23 protein-coding genes are annotated in these 23,229 nt (G+C 55.4%); 3 read left to right on the forward strand and 20 right to left on the reverse strand.

The features are described 5' to 3' along the window. From OCV31_RS06185 to OCV31_RS06280, 20 genes are all read right to left on the reverse strand, one after another. Positions 1–1,134, reverse strand: coding sequence for a glucose-1-phosphate adenylyltransferase (locus OCV31_RS06185; RefSeq protein ID WP_148473487.1), 1,134 nt, complete (start codon positions 1,132–1,134; stop codon positions 1–3). A gap of 9 nt (positions 1,135–1,143) precedes the next feature. After that, the gene (glgB, locus tag OCV31_RS06190; protein ID WP_148473489.1) at positions 1,144–2,910 is read right to left on the reverse strand and encodes a 1,4-alpha-glucan branching protein GlgB; all 1,767 of its coding nucleotides are present in this window, start codon (positions 2,908–2,910) and stop codon (positions 1,144–1,146) included. Then, entirely contained in the window at positions 2,907–4,742 is a 1,836-nt protein-coding gene (locus tag OCV31_RS06195) for an ATP-binding protein (protein ID WP_267303847.1), read from the reverse strand. Before OCV31_RS06195 ends, glgB begins: the two co-directional genes overlap by 4 nt. Next, positions 4,742–5,692: a DNA double-strand break repair nuclease NurA gene (locus OCV31_RS06200; RefSeq protein ID WP_148473491.1), complete on the reverse strand. Its 951-nt coding sequence runs from the start codon at positions 5,690–5,692 to the stop codon at positions 4,742–4,744. Before OCV31_RS06200 ends, OCV31_RS06195 begins: the two co-directional genes overlap by 1 nt. Next, positions 5,689–6,501 carry a 16S rRNA (cytidine(1402)-2'-O)-methyltransferase gene (rsmI, locus tag OCV31_RS06205; protein ID WP_267303838.1) on the reverse strand — a complete coding sequence of 271 codons (813 nt, stop codon included), beginning with the start codon at positions 6,499–6,501 and terminating at the stop codon, positions 5,689–5,691. Before rsmI ends, OCV31_RS06200 begins: the two co-directional genes overlap by 4 nt. Continuing rightward, entirely contained in the window at positions 6,491–7,159 is a 669-nt protein-coding gene (locus tag OCV31_RS06210; RefSeq protein ID WP_148473495.1) for a tRNA1(Val) (adenine(37)-N6)-methyltransferase, read from the reverse strand. Before OCV31_RS06210 ends, rsmI begins: the two co-directional genes overlap by 11 nt. A 96-nt stretch (positions 7,160–7,255) precedes the next feature. Further along, positions 7,256–8,128, reverse strand: a complete 873-nt coding sequence (locus OCV31_RS06215) for a TMEM165/GDT1 family protein (RefSeq protein ID WP_148473497.1) — start codon at positions 8,126–8,128, stop codon at positions 7,256–7,258. A 30-nt stretch (positions 8,129–8,158) separates the two neighbouring features. Next, positions 8,159–9,904, reverse strand: coding sequence for a DUF4153 domain-containing protein (locus tag OCV31_RS06220; RefSeq protein ID WP_148473499.1), 1,746 nt, complete (start codon positions 9,902–9,904; stop codon positions 8,159–8,161). A gap of 9 nt (positions 9,905–9,913) precedes the next feature. Further along, positions 9,914–11,488, reverse strand: coding sequence for a cardiolipin synthase (gene cls, locus OCV31_RS06225; protein ID WP_148473501.1), 1,575 nt, complete (start codon positions 11,486–11,488; stop codon positions 9,914–9,916). 206 nt (positions 11,489–11,694) lie between these two features. Beyond that, entirely contained in the window at positions 11,695–12,105 is a 411-nt protein-coding gene (locus OCV31_RS06230) for a F0F1 ATP synthase subunit epsilon (protein ID WP_148473503.1), read from the reverse strand. Further along, positions 12,102–13,568, reverse strand: a complete 1,467-nt coding sequence (gene atpD / locus OCV31_RS06235) for a F0F1 ATP synthase subunit beta (RefSeq protein ID WP_148473505.1) — start codon at positions 13,566–13,568, stop codon at positions 12,102–12,104. Before atpD ends, OCV31_RS06230 begins: the two co-directional genes overlap by 4 nt. A gap of 14 nt (positions 13,569–13,582) precedes the next feature. Further along, positions 13,583–14,440, reverse strand: coding sequence for an ATP synthase F1 subunit gamma (gene atpG, locus OCV31_RS06240; protein WP_148473507.1), 858 nt, complete (start codon positions 14,438–14,440; stop codon positions 13,583–13,585). Positions 14,441–14,449: 9 nt separating this feature from the next. Next, positions 14,450–15,949 (reverse strand): F0F1 ATP synthase subunit alpha, encoded by a 1,500-nt coding sequence (atpA, locus tag OCV31_RS06245; RefSeq protein WP_148473509.1) that lies wholly within the window; start codon positions 15,947–15,949, stop codon positions 14,450–14,452. A gap of 11 nt (positions 15,950–15,960) precedes the next feature. After that, a complete protein-coding gene (atpH, locus tag OCV31_RS06250) occupies positions 15,961–16,491 on the reverse strand; it encodes an ATP synthase F1 subunit delta (RefSeq protein WP_148473511.1) in 531 nt (176 codons plus the stop codon). Beyond that, positions 16,484–16,984, reverse strand: coding sequence for a F0F1 ATP synthase subunit B (gene atpF, locus OCV31_RS06255; protein WP_148473513.1), 501 nt, complete (start codon positions 16,982–16,984; stop codon positions 16,484–16,486). Before atpF ends, atpH begins: the two co-directional genes overlap by 8 nt. 34 nt (positions 16,985–17,018) lie before the next feature. Continuing rightward, on the reverse strand, positions 17,019–17,276 hold the full coding sequence (gene atpE, locus OCV31_RS06260) for an ATP synthase F0 subunit C (protein WP_077074688.1): 258 nt from the start codon (positions 17,274–17,276) through the stop codon (positions 17,019–17,021). A gap of 30 nt (positions 17,277–17,306) precedes the next feature. Next, a complete protein-coding gene (atpB, locus tag OCV31_RS06265) occupies positions 17,307–18,032 on the reverse strand; it encodes a F0F1 ATP synthase subunit A (RefSeq protein ID WP_108831997.1) in 726 nt (241 codons plus the stop codon). After that, positions 18,029–18,415 (reverse strand): ATP synthase subunit I, encoded by a 387-nt coding sequence (locus OCV31_RS06270; protein WP_148473515.1) that lies wholly within the window; start codon positions 18,413–18,415, stop codon positions 18,029–18,031. The genes atpB and OCV31_RS06270 overlap by 4 nt, the downstream gene beginning before the upstream one ends. Then, the gene (locus tag OCV31_RS06275; RefSeq protein ID WP_267303839.1) at positions 18,412–18,612 is read right to left on the reverse strand and encodes an AtpZ/AtpI family protein; all 201 of its coding nucleotides are present in this window, start codon (positions 18,610–18,612) and stop codon (positions 18,412–18,414) included. The genes OCV31_RS06270 and OCV31_RS06275 overlap by 4 nt, the downstream gene beginning before the upstream one ends. A 94-nt stretch (positions 18,613–18,706) precedes the next feature. Next, entirely contained in the window at positions 18,707–19,945 is a 1,239-nt protein-coding gene (locus tag OCV31_RS06280; protein ID WP_148473517.1) for a DNA polymerase Y family protein, read from the reverse strand. A gap of 155 nt (positions 19,946–20,100) precedes the next feature. On the opposite strand from OCV31_RS06280, the gene OCV31_RS06285 reads away from it, so the two are divergent. The 3 genes from OCV31_RS06285 (at position 20,101) to OCV31_RS06295 (ending at position 23,222) form a co-directional block, all read left to right on the forward strand. After that, positions 20,101–20,514: a helix-turn-helix domain-containing protein gene (locus OCV31_RS06285; protein ID WP_148473519.1), complete on the forward strand. Its 414-nt coding sequence runs from the start codon at positions 20,101–20,103 to the stop codon at positions 20,512–20,514. Continuing rightward, positions 20,498–21,052: an ImmA/IrrE family metallo-endopeptidase gene (locus OCV31_RS06290; protein ID WP_148473521.1), complete on the forward strand. Its 555-nt coding sequence runs from the start codon at positions 20,498–20,500 to the stop codon at positions 21,050–21,052. The genes OCV31_RS06285 and OCV31_RS06290 overlap by 17 nt, the downstream gene beginning before the upstream one ends. A 64-nt stretch (positions 21,053–21,116) precedes the next feature. After that, the gene (locus OCV31_RS06295; protein WP_148473523.1) at positions 21,117–23,222 is read left to right on the forward strand and encodes a stalk domain-containing protein; all 2,106 of its coding nucleotides are present in this window, start codon (positions 21,117–21,119) and stop codon (positions 23,220–23,222) included. The last annotated feature ends 7 nt before the right edge of the window (positions 23,223–23,229 follow it).

The following is a 23,229-nucleotide window of genomic DNA, read 5'->3' on the forward strand; positions in this document are numbered from 1 at the left end:
CTATTCCACTCGTATGCCGTCGTCGGAAACCAAGCTCACCGTGGCGCTGTCGCCGATGACCTGATCTCCCTCAACGGTAATATTTTCCATGACGATGGCGTTTTCCACCCGTGCGCCGGATTTCACCACCACATTGGATTGAAGCACGGAATTGATCACCGTGGCCCCTTCCTCGATGCGGACGCCGGAAAAGAGAACGCATTTCGTCACATCGCCGTAGATTTCGCAGGCTTCGTTAATGAGGGCCTCGGAAATCTTGGCCTCTTTGCCGATGCGATGGGGCGGCAAGTTAGCGTTGTTGGTGTAGATGCGCCAGTCGCCGTCCAAGAGGCGCAGGCTGTTTTTTCGGTTCAGAAGATCCAAATTGCTTTCCCAGTAGCTGCGCACGGTGCCCACGTCTTTCCAGTAGCCGTCGAAGCGGTAGGCGAAAAGCCGTCGCCCTTCCCTCAACATGGTGGGCAGGATGTTTTTGCCGAAGTCGTGATCGCTCTCGCCTTGCTTTTCATCGGCGATTAAGTAATCCCTCAGCACCTTCCAGGTAAAGACGTAGATCCCCATGGAGGCCATGTTGTTTTTCGGCTGCTCGGGCTTTTCGTCGAATTCCTCGATGCGACTGCCTTCGTCGATGTTGACGATGCCGAAGCGCGGCGCATCTTCCCAAGGCACTTCGATGACGGAAATGGTGCCGTCGGCGCCTTTGGCCACGTGTTCTTTCACCATGGCCATGTAGTCCATCTTATAAATGTGGTCGCCCGACAAAATCACCACGTAGCGAGGATTCACCGAGTCGATGTAGTCGAGATTTTCGTAAATGGCATTGGCCGTTCCCGTAAACCAGCGGCCCCCTTCTTCCGAGGCGTAGGGGGAGAGGATTTTCATCCCCGCCGGGGCGTGGTTGTAGTCCCAGGGCTCGCCGATGCCCAAGTGTTCGTTGAGCTGCAGGGGCTTGTACTGAGTCAGTATGGCGATGGTGGGAATGCCGGAGTTGGCGGCGTTGGATAGGGCGAAGTCGATGATGCGGTACTTTCCGCCGTAGGGCACCGCCGGTTTCGCCGTGTGCTTGGTGAGCTCTTTCAGGCGGGAACCTTGTCCCCCTGCCAATAAAAGGGCCAATACATCGTTTTGAATGTCCATAATGCCTCCTTACGCTTTCATAAAGTAACTGCCTTCGTAAGGCGATAGCTTAATCAATAAATACCCATCCTTCGCCGTGAGGTCTTCTTTTTTCATGTGGGTGTCGAAGAGGCGCAGGTATGTCCCATCCAGGGGCAAGCGGAGGGTGGTCTCCGCCGGCGTGAAATTACAGGCCACGAGAATCTCTTCCTCTTTTGCGATGCGGGAAAAGGCGATGGACGATGTTTCTTTTTTGTCCACGGCCTGCCACTTGAAGCCCTCGTAGGCGGGAAGGGGACGGGAGAGGGCCGGATGCTCTCTGTGAATTTTAAGGAGCGATTGAACAAATTCCTTGAGGCTTTTGTGGCTGTCGTAGTTTAATAAAAACCATTCCAATTCCTCGTGATCCACCCATTCCTTGAACTGGCCGAATTCCTGGCCCATAAAGAGCAGCTTCTCTCCGGGCTGGGCCACCATGTAGAGGTAGAGGAGCCGCAGCTGGGCGAATTTTTCCTCGTAGCTGCCGTACATTTTATTCAACATGCTCTTTTTTCCGTGGACCACTTCGTCGTGGGAAAAGGGCAGGATGTACCTTTCGTTAAAGGCATAGACCATGGGGAAGGTGAGGGCGTCGTGGTGGTATTTTCTGTAAACGGGATCCATCTCCATGTATTTCAATGTGTCGTGCATCCAGCCCATGTTCCACTTTCGGTCGAAGCCCACGCCGCCGGATGCCTGAGGTGCCGTAAGGCCCGGGAAGTCTTCCGATTCCTCAGCGATCATTAAAAGCTTCGGGTGGCGGGCCTTTATGCGGCCCACGAGCTCTTTCAAAAAGTAGAGGCTCTCTTCCCGCACATTGGCGGGGTCCTTCGTGTCCGTGGCCTCTTCGCCGAAGCCCTTGTAGAGCATGTAGCTCACGGCGTCCACGCGAATGCCGTCGATGCCCAGGCGGGCGAAGTAATCGGCGGAGGAGTAGAGAAAGCTCCGCACGTGGGGCTTGGTAAAGTCGAAGGCCATGGTGTCCCAAATGCGGTTTTCCGCAAAATGGGGGGCATCGGATTCGTAGGTGGGCGTTCCGTCGAAATACCTGAGCCCCTGTTCGTCTTTGCAGAAGTGGGCGCAGGGCCAATCCAAAATCACGCCGATGCCCTGCTCGTGGGCGTAGCGAATGAAGTAGGCGAAATCCTGCGGGCTGCCGTAGCGGCCCGTGGCGGAGAAAAAGCCCGTCACCTGATAGCCCCAGCTGCCGTCGTAGGGATGCTCCATAATGGGCAAAAGCTCCACGTGGGAAAAATTCATTTCCTTCACGTAGTCGATGAGCTTGTGGGCGAGCTCCCGGTAGTTTAAAAAATCGTCGTCTTCTGAGCGCATCCAGCTGCCCAAATGGCATTCGTAAACGGAGTAAAGGGGCGGGGCCAAAATCTCGCCTTCGGGAATGGCTTCCAGGGGCACGGCCACGGAGGCGGTGCCGGGAATTTTTTCCGAGCTGAAGGCGAAGGGATCCGCCTTCCACATCCAGCCGTTCGGGCCCAAGATTTTAAATTTGTAGCTGTCCCCTTCCGGTACATCCGCCGTAATTTGAAAGAGGCCCGTGGCCGTATCCCGCTTCATGGGAAGGCCCTGCCAATCGTTGGATGCGGCGGCAAATTCCGCTTTCTCCGCACGCGGGGCGTAGAGGGTAAATGAAATCCCCCCGTCCCTTCGGTGGGGGCCGAAAAGCCCGTAGCTCTCGGCATTTTCTCCGCAGTGAAACAGATAGGCCGCCACATCGTCCACATCGTCGTAGCTGTATTTCATTGAATCGCCTCGTATCTGCTGTTTCCTAAAAAGTCCACGCTGCGCTTAATCTTTCCCTCCTCCGCCAACTGATCCAAGGCACTAATGAGCCCTTCCCGCGTAAAGGGCAGGCCCCGCTTCTCCAGCTCCGGCAAGATGGAGAGAATATTGCTCGCCGCGGAAATGGGGAAGAAATCCGCCGCCGCCTTTAAGAGCCGGTCTTGGGAGGCGGTCTTCACCTTTTTCAATTCGTCGAAGGGATTTTCCGTGTGGGGCGAGGTGGTTCTCGCCATGCGAATGCGGGCGAAGGTGGTGCGGCCCAAGTGGGAGGAGGAAATAAACACGTCGCCGGTTTGCAAATAAGGCAGGCGCCGGGATTCTTCCACGCTAATGTCCGTCTCGCCCTGAATGGTGTCGATGTCCTGGGCCCGCACGGTGCGGTAGATCATCTTGCAGTTGAGCTGGGCGGTGATGGTGTCGTCCAAAAGGGTGGGCCGCTGGGTGGCCAGGATCAAAAACACGCCGTACTTCCGCCCTTCCTGGGCGATTTCACGAAGCACGCTCTTCGACGGGGCGGGGATGCCCTTCGGGGCGAAGGTGTGGCTCTCGTCGGTGACCACGAAAAAGGGCGGGAAGTAATCGCCGCCTGCGGGCTGCACGAATTGGGCGTCCTTATAGTCCCGGCGCTTTTTGTAGAGATTGCGAATGAGATAAGTGGCATACATTTGGATAAGCTTCACCGAGCCTTGAATCACGGCGAGCTTCCCTTCGAAGATCGCCTCTTCCACGGGCCTCGAGTCGCCGCGGAAAAGGCCGTCTCGCTCCACGCTCTTGAGCCGCCACAAAATCCCACGCAGGGAAGAAATGTTGGTGGCTTTACCAAAGCGCTCGTAGCGGCTTTGAATCCGCTGCCACTTTTTCTGATCCGGCGAAGGCACCATGGTCATCTCGCGAATCTTGTCCACGGATCCGGCTTCGTGGCCCTCGATTAAATCCTCGAGCACCGTCGTAAAGCCGGTGAGGCCCTTGTCGATTTTAAACAAGAGATCCACCGTGCTCTTCATGGCCTCGGAAAGTTCCGACACGGCGTTTAGGATGGTCTTTAAATCGCCGCCGGTGAGGGAGTTAAAGTCGATGCCGATGTCCACGCCGATTTGAAAGCGTCGGTGGCTTTTTTCGTAGCTCTTTCCCCCTTCCGCTGCATTGGAAAAATCCATTTCGTAGTGGGGATCCAAAACCACGCCGGGGATGTTTTTCTCCATAAGCTCTTCCAAAAGCACCCGCATGCCGAAGGATTTCCCGCTGCCGCTGCCGCCGAATATCCCCATGTGGGGATATTGGTGCATGGCCCGAAGATCCAGAACATAGGGCACGTCCTTTTGAGGAAGCTGCGCCCCGTCTTCGTAAAGCGTAAAAAGTCCCTTGAGATTGTCTTCCATGGCATCGTAAAGGTAATCCGTGTGGCGGATCGCCCCGAGCACCAAGCCTTCATCGGGGGATGTTGGCACGAGGAGGCTCTTGATCTCTGAAAATTTCGGCGGTCTTGCATCGGAGCCCGTCAGGGGCGGGTAGGGGGCCTCGTGCAAAAAGCGCACCTTGGCCACGTAAATGGTTTCGTTGTGAATGTCGTAGCCCAATTGCCGCAAAGAGGCGAGCACCCCGTCGTCCACGAAATCGCCGCCCACGTCCATGGGAATAAAGCGATTGTACGTCTCGGCTTCCACCACTTCCCCGAGGATCGCCCCCTGTACCGGATCTTCGATCATTAAAAATTCCGCCACCCGGAAATTATGATCCCGACTCCCTACGGTCACTTCTCTGGGATTGGTTAATCCCACGACTTTTATTTGCATCACACTCTCCGATCTCTTTCCGATACGAAAAATCGCTCCATCATCTCGCGGTCCATGGCCTCTTCCAAAATCAGGCGCACTTCCTTCTGCTTTACCTTCACTTCCCTGTCCACGATGTCGATCCAAAAGGGCACGCCGCGGCCGTTTTTCGGCGTCAGGGTAAAGAGAAGGCGGGCGAGAAAATTCAGCGCGTCTTTTTGTTCAGTGAGCACGTCCATCCCCACCACTTCCCAGTGACGGGTGGGGCGGTAGAAGGCTCCCACCAGGCCTGCGGCGGTCTTTCCCTTTTCCTCCTCGTCCTCATCCTCTGCGAGAATCAAGAGTTCCCCCACATCCAGCTTGCCGGCCAAGTATTCTCGGTCGTAAAAATCCCGGCCTCGGCCCATGCGCCGGGCGATGTCTCTTGTCTTTATATCTTTGATGGCGCCGACGAGAAGAGTATTTTCGGCGAGGCATAGCCCCCTCAGCTCCTCCCACTTCGCGGGGGAGTTGATGGCGTAGCGCAAAAGGCCCCCGTCCATCATGAGGACCGCCACGTCTTCCTCTTCCACCAAGGCCATAGCCGCCTCAAGCTCCACCTCGGCCAGGTAGCGGTCGTGGAGCTTTTCCGCGCTCACGGCGTCGTCTCCCGCGAGAAGGGGCGTGTAGATGCGGCGAATGCGCCGCTCTTTCTTCTGCATGCTCAAAGCCAGGCCCTGATAAAATTCCACGTAGTGGGGATAGGCGCCGCCTTGGCGAATGACCGAGCCGTCCACGCCGGCCACAGGGCCCACCTTTTGAAGCTCCGCCTCGCTTAAGGGCTCCAGCTTATGAATGATGCCCACGTCTTTCGTGAGATCCTTTTTAAATTCCGCCCCGGACTTTTGAAACAGGGGATCGTACTTCGTCTTTAATGCCTCGCTCAGCGCGTCGATTTCCCGACGAAAGGCCAGCAGATCTTCTTGATTCAAAGCTTCAAACTCTCCTTATACACCACATTCTTCGGCAGATTCCACTCCTTGGCCACCACCTTCGCCGCCTTGGAAGGGCTCATGCCTTCGTCGATCTTTTCCTTCAGAGCCGAGAGAATGTCCACGGTCTCTTCCTCCCGCCGGGGCATTAAGACCACGGCAAATTCCCCCTTGATCGTATAGTCCTCAATATTGGCGAGAAAATCTTCCACGGTGGTTTCGATGCGCTCCTCGTACATCTTTGAAATCTCCCGCACAAAAATCAGCACCCGATTACCCATGGCCTCCATGACATCTTGGGCGAATTTCTCGATGCGATGGGGCGCTTCGTAGAAAATCACCGGCACGGGGAGATCCTTTAAACTTTCCAGAGTCTTCACCCGAGCGCCGTGTTTTTGCGGCAAAAAGCCCCAAAACAGATAGCGGCCCTCCTCCAAATTGGCGATCACCGACGCGCTCACGTGGGCGCAGGCCCCGGGGAGCACCTCGTAAGGTCTTCCCTCTTTTAAAAGGGCCGTCATGAGCACGGCACCGGGATCGGACACTCCGGGCATCCCGGCGTCGGATATGACCGCCACATCTTCGCCGTTATCCAGCCGCGCCAAAATGGCGGCGATTTTTTCCGCCTCGTTAAACTTGTGGTAGCTTTCCATGGGCGTGGCAATGGCGTAGTGATTCAAAAGGGGCCGGGAATGCCGCGTGTCTTCCGCGAAAATCACGTCCGCTTCCTTCAGCACCCTGAGGGTCCTCAATGTAATATCTTCCAAATTGCCGATGGGCGTGGGACAAAAATACACCTTACCTGCCATAATAACCTGCGACCTCCTCGCTGTACGCGCCCTTCTCGTAAACATAGAGGGCGGGCTCCAGAACCATAAAACAACCGCCGCCCGAGACCCCTTCAAAGAGAATGCGCCGGGCGGCCTCGCCCTGCTTCCAATAAACGGGGCGCATGCGCTTTATCGCCACATTCGCCGCGGTGAGATCCGCCATGACTTCCTGAAAGCGGGCCACGTCCACGATGCCGTAGATCCTTCCCCCGGGTTTTAAAAAGCGGGCGGCTTCGTAAAACCAGCGCATGTCCGGATCCAAATGCTTCGCCGCGGAAATGGACGCATCCTCGTTTTTCACACTGTCTCGGTAAAATGGCGGATTCGTAAAGATCACATCACATGGCGGAAGATCCAGATTCCTGAAATCCCCTACCGCCGTTTCGATTTCGACGCCGTTTGCCGCGGCGCTTTTTTCCACCAGCTCCACGGCTTCCTGCAAGCGATCCACCGCCACCACTTCCTCGGCATCTTTCGTGGCCATTAAAGCCAAATAGCCGCTGCCGCAGCCAAGATCCAGCACGCGGCCTCGGCTCTTTCCGTAGGCTGCGAGAAGCACGGAATCCATGCTGAAGGAAAAGACGCCCTTCTTCTGAAAAATACGCATCCCGTTTGCGGGAATATAATCACTGCCCATAAGCCCTCCTTACTTGTATTATACCCTATGTTCTTTGAAGACACGGATCGCCTCCTTTTTTGCGGCAAGAAAAAAGCCGCGAGCGGCCCTTGCCGATCACAGCTTTTTGATGTCGTCGTATATTTCCGGGTCCACGCCGTGGATGCGCTCCACGTGGGCCAGCACGTCGCCGATAAAGGGAATGTCTTCGCCGAAGTATTTCCCCGTAATGGCTTCGATTTCTTTTGCGATGGCGGCCTCTTCTTCCGGTGTTTTCGCCGATCGCACCCGCTTGTAGGCTTCGTAAAGGTAGCGGGAGTCCCGTTTTTTCCGCGCCTTTTGATTCAGAATCAAGGTATATACCACGGCGATGGCGAGGATGAGGGCGTAGAGAATGATCCAAAAGGGCGTCTTAAAGCCCGCGTCCACGGCGCCGTAGAGTTTCAGGGTGCCGAAGAGGAGAAAGAGAAAGGCCGCAAAGTAATTCAGCGTCACTTGGGGAATTTTCTTTCCCACGTATTTCCCCACGAGGATGCCGAAGAGGGAGACGAGAATCATGGAGGAGACGGTAGCGAGAAAAATCACCGCCGGCCGCTCGCTGTTCATGGCCAGGGTCATGGCCATGAGTTGGGTCTTGTCGCCCAGCTCGCCGACGAAAAAGGCGGAGGCCACGGTGAGCACCGGCCCCATGGAGGAGGCCTTCACCGCTTCTTCTTCCTCTTCGTCGTAATCCATCTTCAGAGCCGAGAGGCCGAAGAATAAAAACAGAATGCCGGCGATGATCTGCAAAAAGGTGAGGTTGTTGAAGACGCCGGCGATTAAGACGGCAGCCAAGATGGCCAGACCGTGGTTTAATCCGATCCCCAAGCTCACCCCACTCAGCACCGTTCGCGTAGGGGAAGTGGTGGCGAAGGCCAGGGCCAAGAATTGCGACTTGTCTCCCATCTCGCCGATAAATACCATGACAAAGGCTTCGATGAATTCACGCAAAATAATGCTTCCCTTTCGTATTTCCGAAACTTACTCTCCTTCTTTCTCCCGAACCAAAACGCACAGGGAGATTCCCGCATCCGGATCCACTTCCCCTTGGGCGGAGAAAAACACCGTGCCCGTAATGTAGATCTTGTAAGCGCAGCGGTTCCTTTCCCCTTCCATGGTTAGGTCCTCGGGCTCGATCTCGCCCTTGGTTTGGCGCAAGATGCGGATCTTCTCGCGCACAGCTTTCAGATCCACGTTCACGGAATCCTCGTCGTTTAGATGTACGGTGACGCTACCGCGGATCCGCTCGGTCTTCAAGCCCGAGGTAGCTTCCGGTTCCCCGACGCCGTAGGTGTCGATAAAGTAGGCCTTGTCGTAGCCCGAAATGTCTACGCCTTCTCCCATATCCATGGCGTAATTTAGATCCGTCACCGGCCCGGCGTTATCCGGCGTAAAGCCGTAGATGCGCTCCATGGCCTCCGAGGAATTGGCGTCCCGCAAATAGGCCACATGGGACACGTCGTGGTGACGGGTCAGGTACTCGACGATTTCCTGAATCTCCCGCTTTTCCTTCACGGAAAGATTCCCGGAAGGCACCACTTCCCCGCCCTTTAACATGTGATTGGCGACGAGGATGCGGTCCAGGCGCTTTTTCTGGGAGCGAAAGGCCACGCTGTCGGCGCTGATGGGCCCGCCGAAGACGGAGACCAAGAGCACGGCCACCAAGGTCATGGGGAGGATCATGTGCAGCTCCCGCTTCTGAACGATGAAGTGGACCATGGCGAAGGCCACCCACAGGCCCAGGGCAAAAATCATGTAGCGATTTTCCGTGAGGCCGTATTGATGCACCCGCAAAAACCAGGCGTAGTACATGAGGCCCAGAAGAGGCAGGGCCGCCGGAGGCATGGCTTTTCTGAAGTAGTAGGCGCCGGTGCGGTCCCGGTTGTGGTCTACCATAAAGAGCACGAAGACGGCCAGGGCCATGGGCCAAAGGATGAGGTTCACGACGCTGGTGGTGGGCAGTTCGTGCAAAAACAGAATCTTCGCCATGTACAGGTAAAGGAGCAGGACGTAAAGGCCCAGAACCGGCGCGAGAATATTGTTAAACAAATTGTTGATCACGTGGATGCCCGCGCCGTAGGGGGCCCGTCCCCCTTCCACAGCGCTTAGACGGGAGAGAAAGATAGCCGCCATAAAGGGCATAAAGCAGATCGTAGCCAGATACATGACCGCCGTAGAAAAATCCACCACGCCCAATAAAACATCGGCCCCGACGAGCAAGAGGCACATGGCCGCGAAGAGCACGAAGGCGTAGAGATAGGCCACGGCGATTTCGATGGTGAGAATCAGCACGTAGGCGGGAAAGCGGCGCTCGTCGTGGATCTTTCCGCCGCAAAAGACCATGATCCCCGAGGCGGCGAAAAGGGCCCATGTGGGCATGGCGAAGTAAATGTCCACCCCTTCTTTTCCCATGGAGGCCAGGCGAAAGCCGCTGATCACGAGAAAAAGTAGCACGCCCAACCAGGTGCCCAAAAGCAGGGCGTGGAAATTTTCCTTTTCCCGCACGCTTTCAAGATACAAATAGGCCGCCGCGGTAACGAAAAAACCGATGACGGCGACGGCGGAAAAGAGAAGGGGCGAGGCATTAAACACCGTGGCTTCGTTTCTGTAGAGCCAGATGCACTGAAAGATCGCGGCCACGACGGCAAAAGCCATGGACAGAGGAAAGCGGCGAAAGGCCTCCTTCCCCTGCTTAAGCTCCTGGGCAATAAGGCGTAAAAGTTTCATAGATACCTCCTACATAATCGGGGCGAAGATGCGAAGCACGCGGCCGGCGGCCCGTTGGAAGTAGTTGAATTCCATGCACATGTCCATGGTAAAGGGCGTGCATTCTTTGAGTGTCTCCTGAAAGTCCGCTTCCACTTTCCGGGCCATGGCCTCGTCGTAAAAATAGGCGGCGCATTCGAAGTGGAGAAACAGGGAGCGGTAATCGCAGTTAATGGTGCCCACCACGGCCTTTCGGTCGTCGGAAACGAAGCTCTTCGCGTGGACAAAGCCCGGCGTGTATTCGTAGATCTCTACGCCGTTTCGAATGAGCTCCTTATAGTAGCTGCGGGTCACCCGAAAGACGATTTTCTTGTCGGGAATGTGGGGCGTAATGATTTTTACATCGGTCCCCGTGTGGGCCAGGTGGATCAAATCGCTCTTGGTTTCGTCGTCGAGAATCAAATAGGGCGTCATAATGTGCAGATAATTTACCGCCTGATTCACCATGTCGTTGTAGACCTCTTTGCCCACGCGGTTCTTGCCGTAAGGGTCGTCGCCAAAGGGGATCACGTAGCCCGTCTTCTTGCCTTTGTATTCTTCTTCCGGGGGCATAATGTAGGGCCGGAAACTTTCCGGGTCGTCGGCGTTCACATCCCACATGGCCAAAAACATATTGGTGAAGCTGCGCACCGCTGCCCCGTAGATCGTAATCCCTGTGTCCTTCCAGTGGCCGAAGGGGGCCTTCAGGTTCACGTACTCGTCGGCTAAATTGATCCCGCCGGTAAAGGCCACCTTGTTGTCGATGACCAAAATCTTTCGGTGGTCCCGGTGGTTTTGGTACAGGCTCAATATGGGCACGATGGGCTTAAATACCTTGGTCTTAATGCCCAATTCTTCCATGGCCTTCGGGTATTTGAGGGGGAGCTTCGTAAGCACCGCCGTGCCGTCGTACATAAGGCGCACTTCCACGCCCTCTTGGACTTTGCGCTTCAGTATATCTAAAATGCTGTCCCACATTTCCCCCTGTTGGACGATGAAGTATTCCATGAAGATGAATTTTTCCGCCTTTTCAAGCTCTTCCAACATGCGGCGCCAGTAGACTTCGCCAATGGGATAATAGTCGCATTCCCCGTTTCGGTAAATGGGAAAATCTTCCTGATTCCACAAAAAGCGCGCCGTATTGTAAAAGAGGGGATCTTCCATGCGGGTCTCTTCCAGAATCTCCGGATCTTGGCGGTAGTAGGTAAAGTTTTTCTTCTTGGATGTTTCGAATTTTTCCGAAAACCAGCGGCGCATAATGTCCCATTTGCTCAAGATGTAGAGAAAGGCGCCGAACATGGGCAAAACGATCATGGTAAAGAGAAAGGCCACCTTGTACACCGGGTCGTTTCGTTTGTCGTTGACGATGTGCAGGCCGACGCCCAAGTCCACGACAAAGAAGAGCCCTTGAAGCAGGTCTTCGTGCTCTTTCAGAAAATGCCCCACGGCAAAGATTAAGGCGAACTGCAGAAGAAACAGAACGCCGTAAAGAATCAACGTGGTCAACACCCCGGGCAGGGAGTTTTTTATTCTGAAGCGATTGGTAAAATCCGCGAAGTCATTCATCTTGTCCTCTTCTCTAAATCCCGTACTGAAAGCGAATCGTTTACGAATTTATTATAGCACGCCTCAAATGCCCGTACCAGAAGGGCGGCGGCGGGGATTTCTCAGAAAGTATCTGTGAATTTTCCCGTTTTCGGCAAACCCGCCTCTTCCTTTGCCGCTTCTTCTTCCACAAAAACAGCCGCCGGAGATCTCCGACGGCTCTCTTTTCAGATTTCTGCATTATTTAAGCGGTTAATGGCCCTCAGCAGGGAAAGCTTGGCTTCTTTGTAGCTTTGGCGACTGGTGTCTTCTCCCTTCGACTCAGCCTCTCGCAGCCACGCTTCGGCACGGTCCTTGGCCTTTTGCGCCCGCGTGGCGTCGATGTCGTAGGTCCACTCGAAGGCGGTGGTGGCCACGGTGGCCACATTGTCTTTCATGGACACGTAGCCGCCGTGAACGACGCCGACTTTTACGCCGCCATCCATATAGACCTTCATGGTGTTGTAGGCCAGGGGCGTGACGATGGGCGCCGTGTTTTCCATGAGCATCAAATCACCTAAGATCCCGCGGACGATGACTTTGTCCACCTGTTTTTCAAAGCCGTCGGCGTGAGGGGTCACCAGACGCAGGTCGATCATTGTTCATCCCCTTCTTCCGCTTCGTCTTTTTCCGGCGCAGCTTCCGAAGTTTCCGACGCTTCCGATTCTTTTTCGGCCGCCGCCGCTTTTTCCAAAACTTCGTCGATGCCGCCGACAAAGAGGAAGGCGGATTCGGGCACTTCGTCGTGCTTGCCTTCTAAGATTTCTTTAAAGCCGCGCACCGTCTCTTCGATGGGCACGTACTTGCCGTCGATGCCGGTGAATTGGCTGGCGACGCTGAAAGGTTGCGACAAGAACCGTTGCACCTTCCGCGCCCGGGCTACGGTGATCCGTTGATCTTCGGACAATTCTTCCAGGCCCAAAACGGCGATAATGTCTTGCAGGTCTTTGTACTCTTGAAGCACTTCCTGTACCTTGCGCGCCACGGCGTAGTGTTCTTCGCCCACCACATTGGGATCGAGAATACGGCTCGTGGAGTCCAAAGGATCCACGGCGGGGTAGAGCCCCATACCGGCGATGTTTCTCGATAAAACCGTGGTGGCGTCCAAGTGGTTAAAGGTGGTGGCAGGCGCCGGGTCGGTTAAGTCGTCGGCGGGAACGTAGACGGCTTGCACCGAGGTGATGGAGCCTTTTTTCGTGGAGGTGATCCGCTCTTGAAGGGCGCCCATTTCCGTGGCCAGAGTCGGTTGGTAGCCGACGGCGGAAGGCATGCGGCCCAAGAGGGCGGAGACTTCACTCCCCGCTTGGGTAAAGCGGTAGATATTGTCGATAAATAAGAGCACGTCTTGGCCGGCTTCGTCGCGGAAGTATTCCGCCATGGTGAGGCCCGTCAAGGCGACGCGCATCCGGCTTCCCGGCGGTTCGTTCATTTGACCGAAGACGAGGGCCGTCTTGTCGATGACGCCGGAGTCGATCATTTCGTAGTAAAGGTCGTTCCCTTCGCGGGTGCGCTCGCCGACGCCGGTGAAGACGGAAATCCCCCCGTGTTCCTGAGCGATGTTGTGGATCAGCTCTTGAATCAACACGGTTTTGCCGACGCCGGCCCCGCCGAAGAGGCCAACCTTGCCGCCCTTGGCGTAGGGGCAGAGGAGGTCGATGACCTTGATTCCCGTTTCGTAGACTTCATTGGACGTGTCCTGATCTTCGAAAGTGGGGGCCTTTCTGTGAATGGGCATGGTTTCATCGCCCTTTAAGGCGTCTTTGCCGTCGATGGGCTGGCCGAGGACGTTGAACATGCGGCCCAAGGTTTCGTTTCCTACGGGAACGGAAATCGCCGCGCCGGTATCTTTCGCATCCATGCCCCGCTTCAGGCCGTCGGTGGCGCCCAGGGCGATGCAACGCACCACGTCGTCGCCGATGTGTTGGGCCACTTCCACGGTGAGGACTTCCTCGTCGTTTTGAATTTTAATGGCGTTTAACAGATCCGGCAGGTGATCCTGCTCGAATTGGATGTCTACAACAGGCCCGATGACCTGGCAGATGGTTCCTATATTCTCATGCATACCGATACCTCTTCCTATTGCACAGCATCCGCAGCCGAGACGATTTCGGTGATTTCATTGGTAATCGCCGCTTGTCTGGCGCGGTTGTAATTGGTTTGCAGTTCGTCGATCATGTCGTGGGCATTGTCCGACGCATTTTCCATGGATACCCGTCGGGATCCCTGTTCCGAGGCCGCCGCCTCGATGAGGGCACCGAAGATCGCCGTCTCCACATACATGGGGATCAGGTAGTCCAGTACCGATTCGGGCGAGGGCTCGAATTCGATTTGCGTCCGAGGGGCGGGAGAATCTTCCTTGGCCTTTAAGTCCTCGGAGGGCAAAATGGAGGTGACGCCGGCTTGGTAGCTGATGGTGGAGATAAATTTCGTGTAGACGATGCGAATGGCGTCCACTTCTTTCTCTTCGTAAAGCTCCATGGCTACGGCAGCCAGATCCCGGGCGTTGGAATAGCTCGGATTTTCGCTGAGGCCCGTGTAGGCTTTCACGATGTCGTAATCGCGACGATCGAAATAGTCCTTGGCCTTGTTGCCCACCACCAACAGTTTTGATCGGCAGCCGTCCGCTTTAATGGTGCTTTCGGTCAGGCGCAGCACATTGGCGTTGTAGCCGCCGGCCAGCCCCTTGTCCGAGGTGAGCACGATGTAGAGGACGGTTTCTTTTTCCCGCTTCGCCAGAAGGGGATGGTCCTCTCCCATAATGGAGAGAATGCCTTGAATGTCGTCGACGACGGTTTGGAAGTAAGGTCTGGTTTTGGCAAGTCGAATGCGGGCGCGACGAAGCTTGGCCGTGGAGACCATCTCCATGGCCTTGGTGATTTGCAAAATGCTGTTTATGCCTCGAATGCGCCGTTTAATTTCTCTCGTAGATGCCATAAAAACCTCCTATCGCGTCTGTTTAAACTCGACGAGGCTTGCTTTTATCGCGTCTTCGATGGCATCGGTCATGGTCTTTTGCTCGCGCAAGTCTTTAATGAGTTCGGGATGGTGATTTTCCACATAGAGCAGGTACTCTTCTTCGAAATTCAACACATCGTCCACTTCCACATCCAAGAGATAACCCTTGGTGACGGCGTAGAGGATCAAGACTTGATGCTCCAGCTTCATGGGACGGTATTGGGGTTGACGCAAAATGCGCATCATCCGCTCCCCTTGAGCCAGTGTCCGTTGGGTTTCCTTGTCCAGTTCGCTGCCGAATTGAGCGAAGGAGGCCAGGTCTCTGTATTGGGCCAGATCCAATTTCATGGTGGAGGACACGTTTTTAATGGCCTTCGTTTGGGCGGCGCCCCCGACCCGGGAGACGGAAAGGCCCGTGTTAATGGCCGGCCGTTGCCCCGCGAAGAACAGGTCCGTTTCCAGGAAGATTTGGCCGTCGGTAATGGAGATGACATTGGTGGGAATGTAGGCGGAAATGTCCCCGGCTTGGGTTTCGATAATGGGCAGGGCCGTAATGGATCCGCCGCCGTATTCGTCGCTCATGCGGGCCGCCCGCTCCAATAATCTGGAGTGGAGGTAGAAGACGTCGCCGGGGAATGCTTCACGTCCCGGCGGACGACGCAAAAGAAGACTCATGGTCCGGTAGGCGACGGCGTGTTTCGACAGGTCGTCGTAGACGATGAGCACGTCTTTTCCCTGAGCCATAAATTCTTCCGCCATGGTGACCCCGGCGTAGGGGGCGATGTATTGGATCGGCGAAAGTTCCGCCGCCGTGGCCGCCACGACGATGGTGTGATCCATGGCTCCGTGTTGTTCCAATGTGTCGACGATTTGTGCCACGGTGGAGGTCTTTTGACCGATGGCCACGTAGATACAAATGACGTCGGTGTCTTTTTGATTAATGATGGCATCGATGGCAATGGCGGTTTTGCCCGTTTGCCTGTCGCCGATGATCAGTTCCCGTTGGCCGCGGCCGATGGGGAACAGGGCGTCGATGGCCTTGGTGCCCGTTTGCAGGGGCTCGGTGACGGATTGTCTCGTAATAACCCCGGGGGCGATTTTTTCGATGGGCATGGTTTTTTCGTAGGGGTAGTCGCCTTTGCCGTCGATGGGCGCGCCCAGGGCGTTGACGACGCGGCCCAAGAGGCCTTCGCCGACGGGTACCTGCACGACTTTGCCCGTGGCCTTGACTTCGTCCCCTTCTTTAATGTCGCCGTCGCCGAGTAAGACGACGCCCACATTGTTAACTTCCAGGTTTTGGACCATGCCGTAAATGCCGCCGGGAAATTCGATTAATTCGCCGGCCTTGGCGTCTTCCAGGCCCCAGATGCGGGCGATTCCGTCGCCGACCTCGATGACGGTGCCCACATCTTCCATGACCAAGTCGACATTATAGTTTTTGATCTGCTCCCGTATGACGGCGCCGATCTCTTTTGATCTTAGATTCATGTCTCACCTCTCTATGCGTTTCTTCTCAAGCTGCGCCCTAAATCCTCAAGCTGCCTCGACAGGCTGCGGTCGATGACGCCGTCTTCGGTGATGATTTTCACGCCGCCGATTAAGCTCGGATCGATTTCGACCTTTACCTCCACTTGGCCCGGGCGGTTTTTCCCGTAGGCCTTTCGGATGGCTTCCACTTTTCCGTCGGACAGGGGCATGGGCGCGACGACGACGATCCGCTCGATGTTTTTGGCCTCGTAGCACATGTCTTCGTAGGCGTCTAAAATGCGCACCAGGCGATTCGAGCGGCCGTGATCGGCCACGACGTAGAGCAAATTAAACAAGGGCTCGGGCAATGTGTCGCCAAACACTTTTTTAATTAGCGCGTGTTTTTGTTCCGGGCGAAGCTTCGGATGGGACAGGGCGGTGAGAAAGGCTTTGTCTTTGTATGCCTCCCGCACATCGTCCAGATAATCCAACAGATCGTCGCCGGATGCTTTCTGCACTTCATAGAGAGCGATGCTGTATTTGCTCAGGCCTTCATCATACATGGTTCTTCTCCAAGTCTTCGATGAGGCCGTCTACCAATGCGTCTTGATTTTTTGCGTCAATATTGTCTTGCAGCAGTTTTTCCGCGATCATCACGGCGAGATCGGCGGTTTCTTCGCGCACGTCTTTTAAGGCTTGGGCCTTTTCCAGGGCGATGTCTTTTTCCGCCTTGTCGATGATCTTTGCCGCGTGGGCCTTGGCTTCTTCCTCGGCGGATTTTTCCAGATCGCGGCCCCGTTCTCTGGAGGCTTCGATGATTTCAGCCCCCTCTTTGCGGGCCTGCTGTAATTTATCCTTGTATTTGTCGCGAAGCGCTTCCGCTTCATGCAACAGTTCCTCCGCCTCTTCAATTTCGGAGACGACACTGTTTTGCCTTTTTGTCAAAAATTCGTTCATCGGCTTATAGACAAAGTGGCGAATGACGAGAAACAGGATAAGTGTGGCGCCCCATTGTGCCAACACATTCCACATGTCCGGCACGACAAAAATTTCCATAGGGACAACTCCTTTCGGTTCTCTGCGCCTTTAATCAGCCTAATAAGGGTTTTACGAATAATAAGATAATAGCGATAACCAGACCGTAAATACCCGTGGTTTCCGCAACGGCTTGACCGAGGAGCATGGTTTGTACGATGTCCGCTTTCGCTTCCGGTTGACGTCCTACGGCAGCTGCCGCCTGACCTGCCGCATACCCTTGACCGATCCCGGGGCCGATCCCTGCGATAACTGCTAAACCGGCGCCGATGGCCGAGCAACCTAAGATGAACGCTTCACTGGTGATTTGCATAGTGTTTTCCTCCCTATACACTTTCTATGGTTACGACTGCTTTTTTGCTTTTCTCTCTGCGATTTCTTCCGGAGACGCCATGTCCGAGTTAATGTAGGTCATGGACAGCATGAGGAAGATAAAGGTTTGCAACACGCCGCTGAATACGTCGAAATAGCCGTGTAGGGGCCACGCGACGAGGGGAATGATGAATTTTGAGATCAAACCTAATCCCTGATAGACCAGACTCATGATTAACATGCCGCTTAATATGTTGCCGAACAAACGGAAACTGAGAGAGACGGGATTGGCCAGCTCTCCTAAAATATTAATGGGCGTTAAGATGGCGATGGGCTCGGCGTATTGCTTTAAGTAGCCTCCGATCCCCTTGGTCTTGACGGAGAAGAAGTGGATCATGGCAAAGGTAATTAAAGCGAGTGCCAGGGTGACATTGTAGTCGCTTGTCGGCGGTACAAAGCCCAAAAGCCCGGACAGATTGGCGCATACTAAAAACGCGCCCAAGGAGAGCATGTAGGGCGCAAACCCCATGTTGTGCTCGCCCATGGTCTGCACGGTCAGATTGTTGATCGCCTCGACAGCGATCTCGACGATGTGCAGAAGTCCCGTGGGCTTTTCCTTGAAATCGGCTTTTTTGATTTTCGAGTGAATATACAAGCTGAGAATCCCGAGCACGATCACGATGACGAAGGTCGTGAACAGGGATTCGTGGAGCCATATGGTCTTATCACCTGCGTGAAAGACGATGCCTCGTTTCAAAAGCCCCCTCCTTTCTTACTGCGAAGATAGTCGAACATGTTTCTAAAGAGTATCACGTACTTGACGGATAATAGACCGAAAAACGTCCCCACAAGGCTCAAATACTCCGCCTTGGCCGCCACCACCAAGACGGTAGCGTAGAGGGCGAAGCGAAACAGGTAGTGCATACCCGCGTAGCGCGACGCCTGCGCCTCGGATTTGTCCACGGCGCGGAGCAAGGTAAAGTACATGAGCTTAAACATGGCCATGGCAATCAGCGAGCCGAAGATCCAGCCCAAAACAGCGGGCTTCGGGTCTTTTAAGGCCATAAGAAGCACCCCCGAGACCACGAGCGTAAGCCCTGCGGTGAGGGCGATGTATTCGTTGGTGAAACGATCTTTCATAGCTTCTTGCCCAAGCGAAGGATGTTCATGACGCCGGCGGCGATGCCCAGAAGGGTGAGAAGCAGAAGAAACAATCCGCTTCCGCCCGTTTTTTTGTCTAACCACGCACCGAGCAGCATGCACCCCAATATGGGCAGAAGGACATTCAGTCCCACCTGCGTAATTAAGGCCAAGCCGGTGTAAGGCGACTTTTTCACGGACACCACCTCCCTTTTCTGTCTATTCCCTATTTTATCGGATCCCCATGTTCTATTCAATCTATTTACCCCGTTTGCGGGAATTTTTAAACGATTATCGAAAGACCGGATGGGGCAAAGTGATCACATCTTGGGTATGAATGGGCATTTTCGTATCGTTCAGGAGCCCTAAAAAAGTTATTGCCTCTTCCCCGTAGCGCCGACGAATTGTATAAATGGCCCGGTCCAAATCCTCTTCTTTTTTCTTTTTTTCGTAATCTGAGAAAAAATCCGTCTGCACCGCCGCCTTGCTCGGCACGAGATTCGTGGCCCGAAGGGTCACGGCGCGAATGAGGCGAGCGGGATCCACCTTCTCCGTGTAAAGATCGAAGGCGCTGTCTCGAAGCAAAAAAGAAGAGGCGCCGTCGGTGGGGAGCATGCGCCGAAAGGTCATGCTTCTTAAATCTTTATCCCGCAAATGGATCTCGATGCCCCGGGCCATGAGCTCCCCTTCCCTGAGCCTGCGCGCCACGTTCAGAGCGAGAATCTGAAAGATCCGCCGCACCTCCACGGGGCTCTTTAAATCTTCCCGAAGGGTAATGCCGTTGCCCACGCTCTTTACGGGCAGAAGGTCGTCTCGGTCCCGCACCGGATCTTCCTCCATGCCCCGGGCCTTTTTCCAAAGCTTCTCGCCGTTGATCCCGAGGCGGCTTTTCAAAAGGGCGACATCCGCCTGAGCCAAATCCCCCAAGGTGTGGATCCCCACGGCCCGCAGCTTCTCCTTCGTCTTGCTGCCGATGCCGATCATGGCGTCGGTGGGAAGGGGATAGACCTTCCTCGCCACGTCTTCCTCGGCGATGACCGTCACGGCATCGGGCTTTTTCATGTCGCTTCCCAGCTTCGCGAAAGTCTTTGTAAAGCTCACGCCTACGGAAACCGTAATGCCCAGTTCTTTTTTCATGCGCCGGCGAATGGCGTGGGCGATGGCCTCGCCTGTGCCGAAGAGATGCACGCTCCCCGTCACATCCAGCCAACACTCGTCCAGGCCGAAGGGCTCCACCTGATTGGTGTAGTCGTAGTAAATGGCCCGGGCCCTTCTGGAAAAATCCAAATACACCTCGTAGTGGGGCGCCACCACGACGAGGTTCGGGCATTTGTTTTTCGCCTGCCACAAAGCCTCGCCGGTTTTGATGCCCATGGCCTTGGCCTCCATGGACTTGGCCAGGACGATGCCGTGGCGATCTTCCACGGAGCCCCCCACGACCAGGGCCTTGCCCCGGAGGTCCGGGTTTCTCTGAATTTCAATGGAGGCATAGCAATTGTTCATATCCGAATGTAAAATAACCCGTTTCATGGCGATCCTTTCTTGACAAAAGGCGCAATTCATTTTATGATTTACGCAATTCGATTTCCTATTTGTCTCCATAATACGAAATTCGATTGCATATTTCAAGGTTGTTTTTCCATATACACGCAATTTAATTGCGCACAAACCATTCGAGGTGACCCATGACATTCGGAAAAAAAATAAAAACCCTGCGCAAGGAGCGAGGCATGACACAAAAAGATTTGGCCGAGGCTCTAGGCCTTTCTTTGCGCACCATATCCAATTACGAAACCGGCGGCCTGCGCCCCCGCCACGACGCCACCTACGACGCCCTGGCCGCCCTCTTCCACGTGCCCAAAACCTATTTCTTTACGGAAGAAGACGCCTTTATCTCTGCGGCCGAGGCCCGCTGGGGAAAAAGCGGCGCCGACGACGCCCGTGAATTGGTGGACGGGGTCATCGGGCTCTTTGCCGGCGGCCGCTTGGACGAAGAGGACAAGCAGGCGGTGTTTGAGGCCATACAGGAAGCCTATTTCCGCGCGAAGCTGGAGAACGAATCGAAGAAGGCGGGCGACCCTTATGAACAAGACGAGTAATCGCTACCGCCACCTTTACGACGATGCCAATCGCCTGCGGGCCCGCTACGGCGCAGATCCCAAGGCGGTGCTGGAGGCCCTGGGCGTAGGCCTCGTGGCCATGGCCACCTCCACAAAGCTCCTCGGGATGTACAAAACGGTGTTGAACAAGCCCTTCGTCTTTTACAACGACCGCATGCCGACGCCGATTCAGCGCATGGTCCTGGCCCACGAGCTGGGCCACCACCTCTACCACAGAAACCACGCCGAGGCCGATGCCCTCATCGAATACACCCTCTTCCACTTAACCGACGCCATGGAGCTTGAGGCCAATATCTTCTCCGCCCACTTCCTCCTGGAAGACGAGGCCGTTTACGCCATGGCGCGGGCGGGCTACTCCTACATGGACATGGCCCGAGCCTTTTCCGTGGACGTGAACCTCATGATCTTTAAGCTCAACGAAATGCAGCGCATGGGCTACGATCTGCCGCCCCTGGATCCGGCAGACAATCAGTTTTACAGAAAAATCGACGGACGCAAGCTTCCCGACGATTTGTAACGGGATTAACACCCACAGAAAATCCCTTTTCCAGTACAATGGAAGAAAGAAAGAGGTGTTTCCTTTGAACGTATTTAAAAGGCAATTTGTATTTTTATGGGTCTTGGCCCTCGTGCTTCTCGTGCCCAAAGGCGCCGAGGCCGTCTCCCTAAAAGAAAACGGCCGCACCACCGTCTCCCCCGGCGTCGTGCGCCGCGAGCTTTCCGCAAAAATCGGCGGAAGAAACCACATCGTCGATGTGATCCAAGTGGATCTGAACAATCCCGGGGCGGATCTTCAGGTCATGGCCGGGGCGGGCAACTACACCCGCAAAGACACGGTGAGCCACATGGCCGATCGCACCGACGCCTACGCCGGCATTAACGGCGACTTCTTCAATATGTCCAAGCAAGGCGCCCCCTTCGGCCCCTCTGTCGTGGACGGCAAGCTTCAGTCTTCGCCCCTGGAATCCGTGGGCCTTTTCGCCTTCGGCATCGACAGCGGGAAAAACGCCTACATCGAAAGCTTCACCTTCAACGGCCGCGCCACCGCCCAAGACGGCGCCCACTACAAGATCAGCGGCCTGAACAAAACCGACTACATCATTAACCACACCCAAGTCCCTTCCCACAAAGACAGCATCCAATTGTACAACGACTTTTGGACCGCCCCCTCCCGCGGGCTCAAAGGGAGCGGCGAAGTGTTGGTCGACGGCAATTTCGTCGTGGAGCGGATTTCTTTAGATAAGCCCATTCCCATGGTCACCCCCAAGGGCAAATACATTTTGCAGGTCAACGGACGGGCCAAAGACTTTATTCGAAACCACGTGAAGCCCGGGCAAAAACTGCGCCTGGATTACCGCGTGAGCCCGGACAGAAACTGGCGCTTTTTAATCGGCGGCCACGCCCTCTTAGTCAACGGCGGCCGGCCCCAGCCCTACATTATGGACGCGGCTTCCATCGACGGCTACCGGGCCCGAAGCGCCGCGGCCATTTCAAAAGACCGCAAAACCGTCTACCTCGTGGCCACGGAAGGCCGCACAAAAAAAAGCCGCGGCATGAAGCTGGACGAGTGGGCAGCCACCGTGGCCGCTCTCGGCGTAGAAAAAGCCATTAACTTAGACGGGGGCGGCTCCACCACCTTGGTGGCCCGAGGCCACGGGGATTTTAAAAACACGAAAATCACCCGCCCCGAAAGAAACGGCGCCGAGCGGCGCATCGTCAACGGCATCGGCGTCATGAACAAGGCGCCGAAAACCGCCCTCGCAGCCGGCGAAATCGCAGGCCCCCGCCACGTGGTCTTAGGCGAAGTGGCCACCTACAAGCTGAACAAGGCTTGGGACAGCAACTACCACCCCATTAAAGTCGAAAACGTGGGTTACAGCTTAACGGACAGCACCTTCGGCGAAGGCGCCTGGATCTACAGCCGCTTCCTCTCGCCGAAGATGGGCAAGACCAACATCGTCCTGACCACTACAGGCGGCGTCAAGATCACCCTGCCCGTGGACATTCAAAGCCCCGCCGCATTAAAAAGCTTCACCCTCGTCGCCAAAGACAGCGGCAACACCATTACCCTGGCCCCGAAAGGCGTCACCAAAGCCGGCAGAAGCATCGCCATCGACCCGGCTCAAATCACCTGGACCGTGGAAAAAGGTGCGGCAAAAACGGACACAAGCAGCTGGAAAGCCCCCGGCGCCGGCGTAAAAGAGCCCGCCGCCATCTTCCGCCAAGAAAAGGTGGACGGCGCCTACGTGGCCTACAAGGCAAGCTTCGGCCCCAACACGGCGAGCTATGTGAAGGAATCGCCGGGCTATGCAAAAGTGCGCATGACCGTGGGCAAGAAAAACTTTACCTTCGCCGGCGAAAACCGCACCATGGACACGACGCCGGTGATCAAAAACAACCGCACCCTCGTGCCCCTGCGCTTCTTAATGGAATCCTACGGCGCCGAAGTCACCTGGGACAATGAGGCCCGCACGGCCATGGTAAACTACAAGGGCCACACCATTGCCCTTCCCGCGAACAAAAACGAAGCCACAATCGACGGCAACACCGTCTCCCTGGATGTGGGCGCCACGATCCAAAACAACCGCACCATGGTTCCCCTGCGCTTTATCGTGGAAAACATGGGCATGGAAGTGTACTACGAAAATTCCGATCGCTCCATCTCCATCTTCCAAAAAATCAATTAAAAGAAGC

This window comes from Aedoeadaptatus acetigenes (genome assembly GCF_025566985.1).
Lineage (GTDB): Bacteria > Bacillota > Clostridia > Tissierellales > Peptoniphilaceae > Aedoeadaptatus > Aedoeadaptatus acetigenes.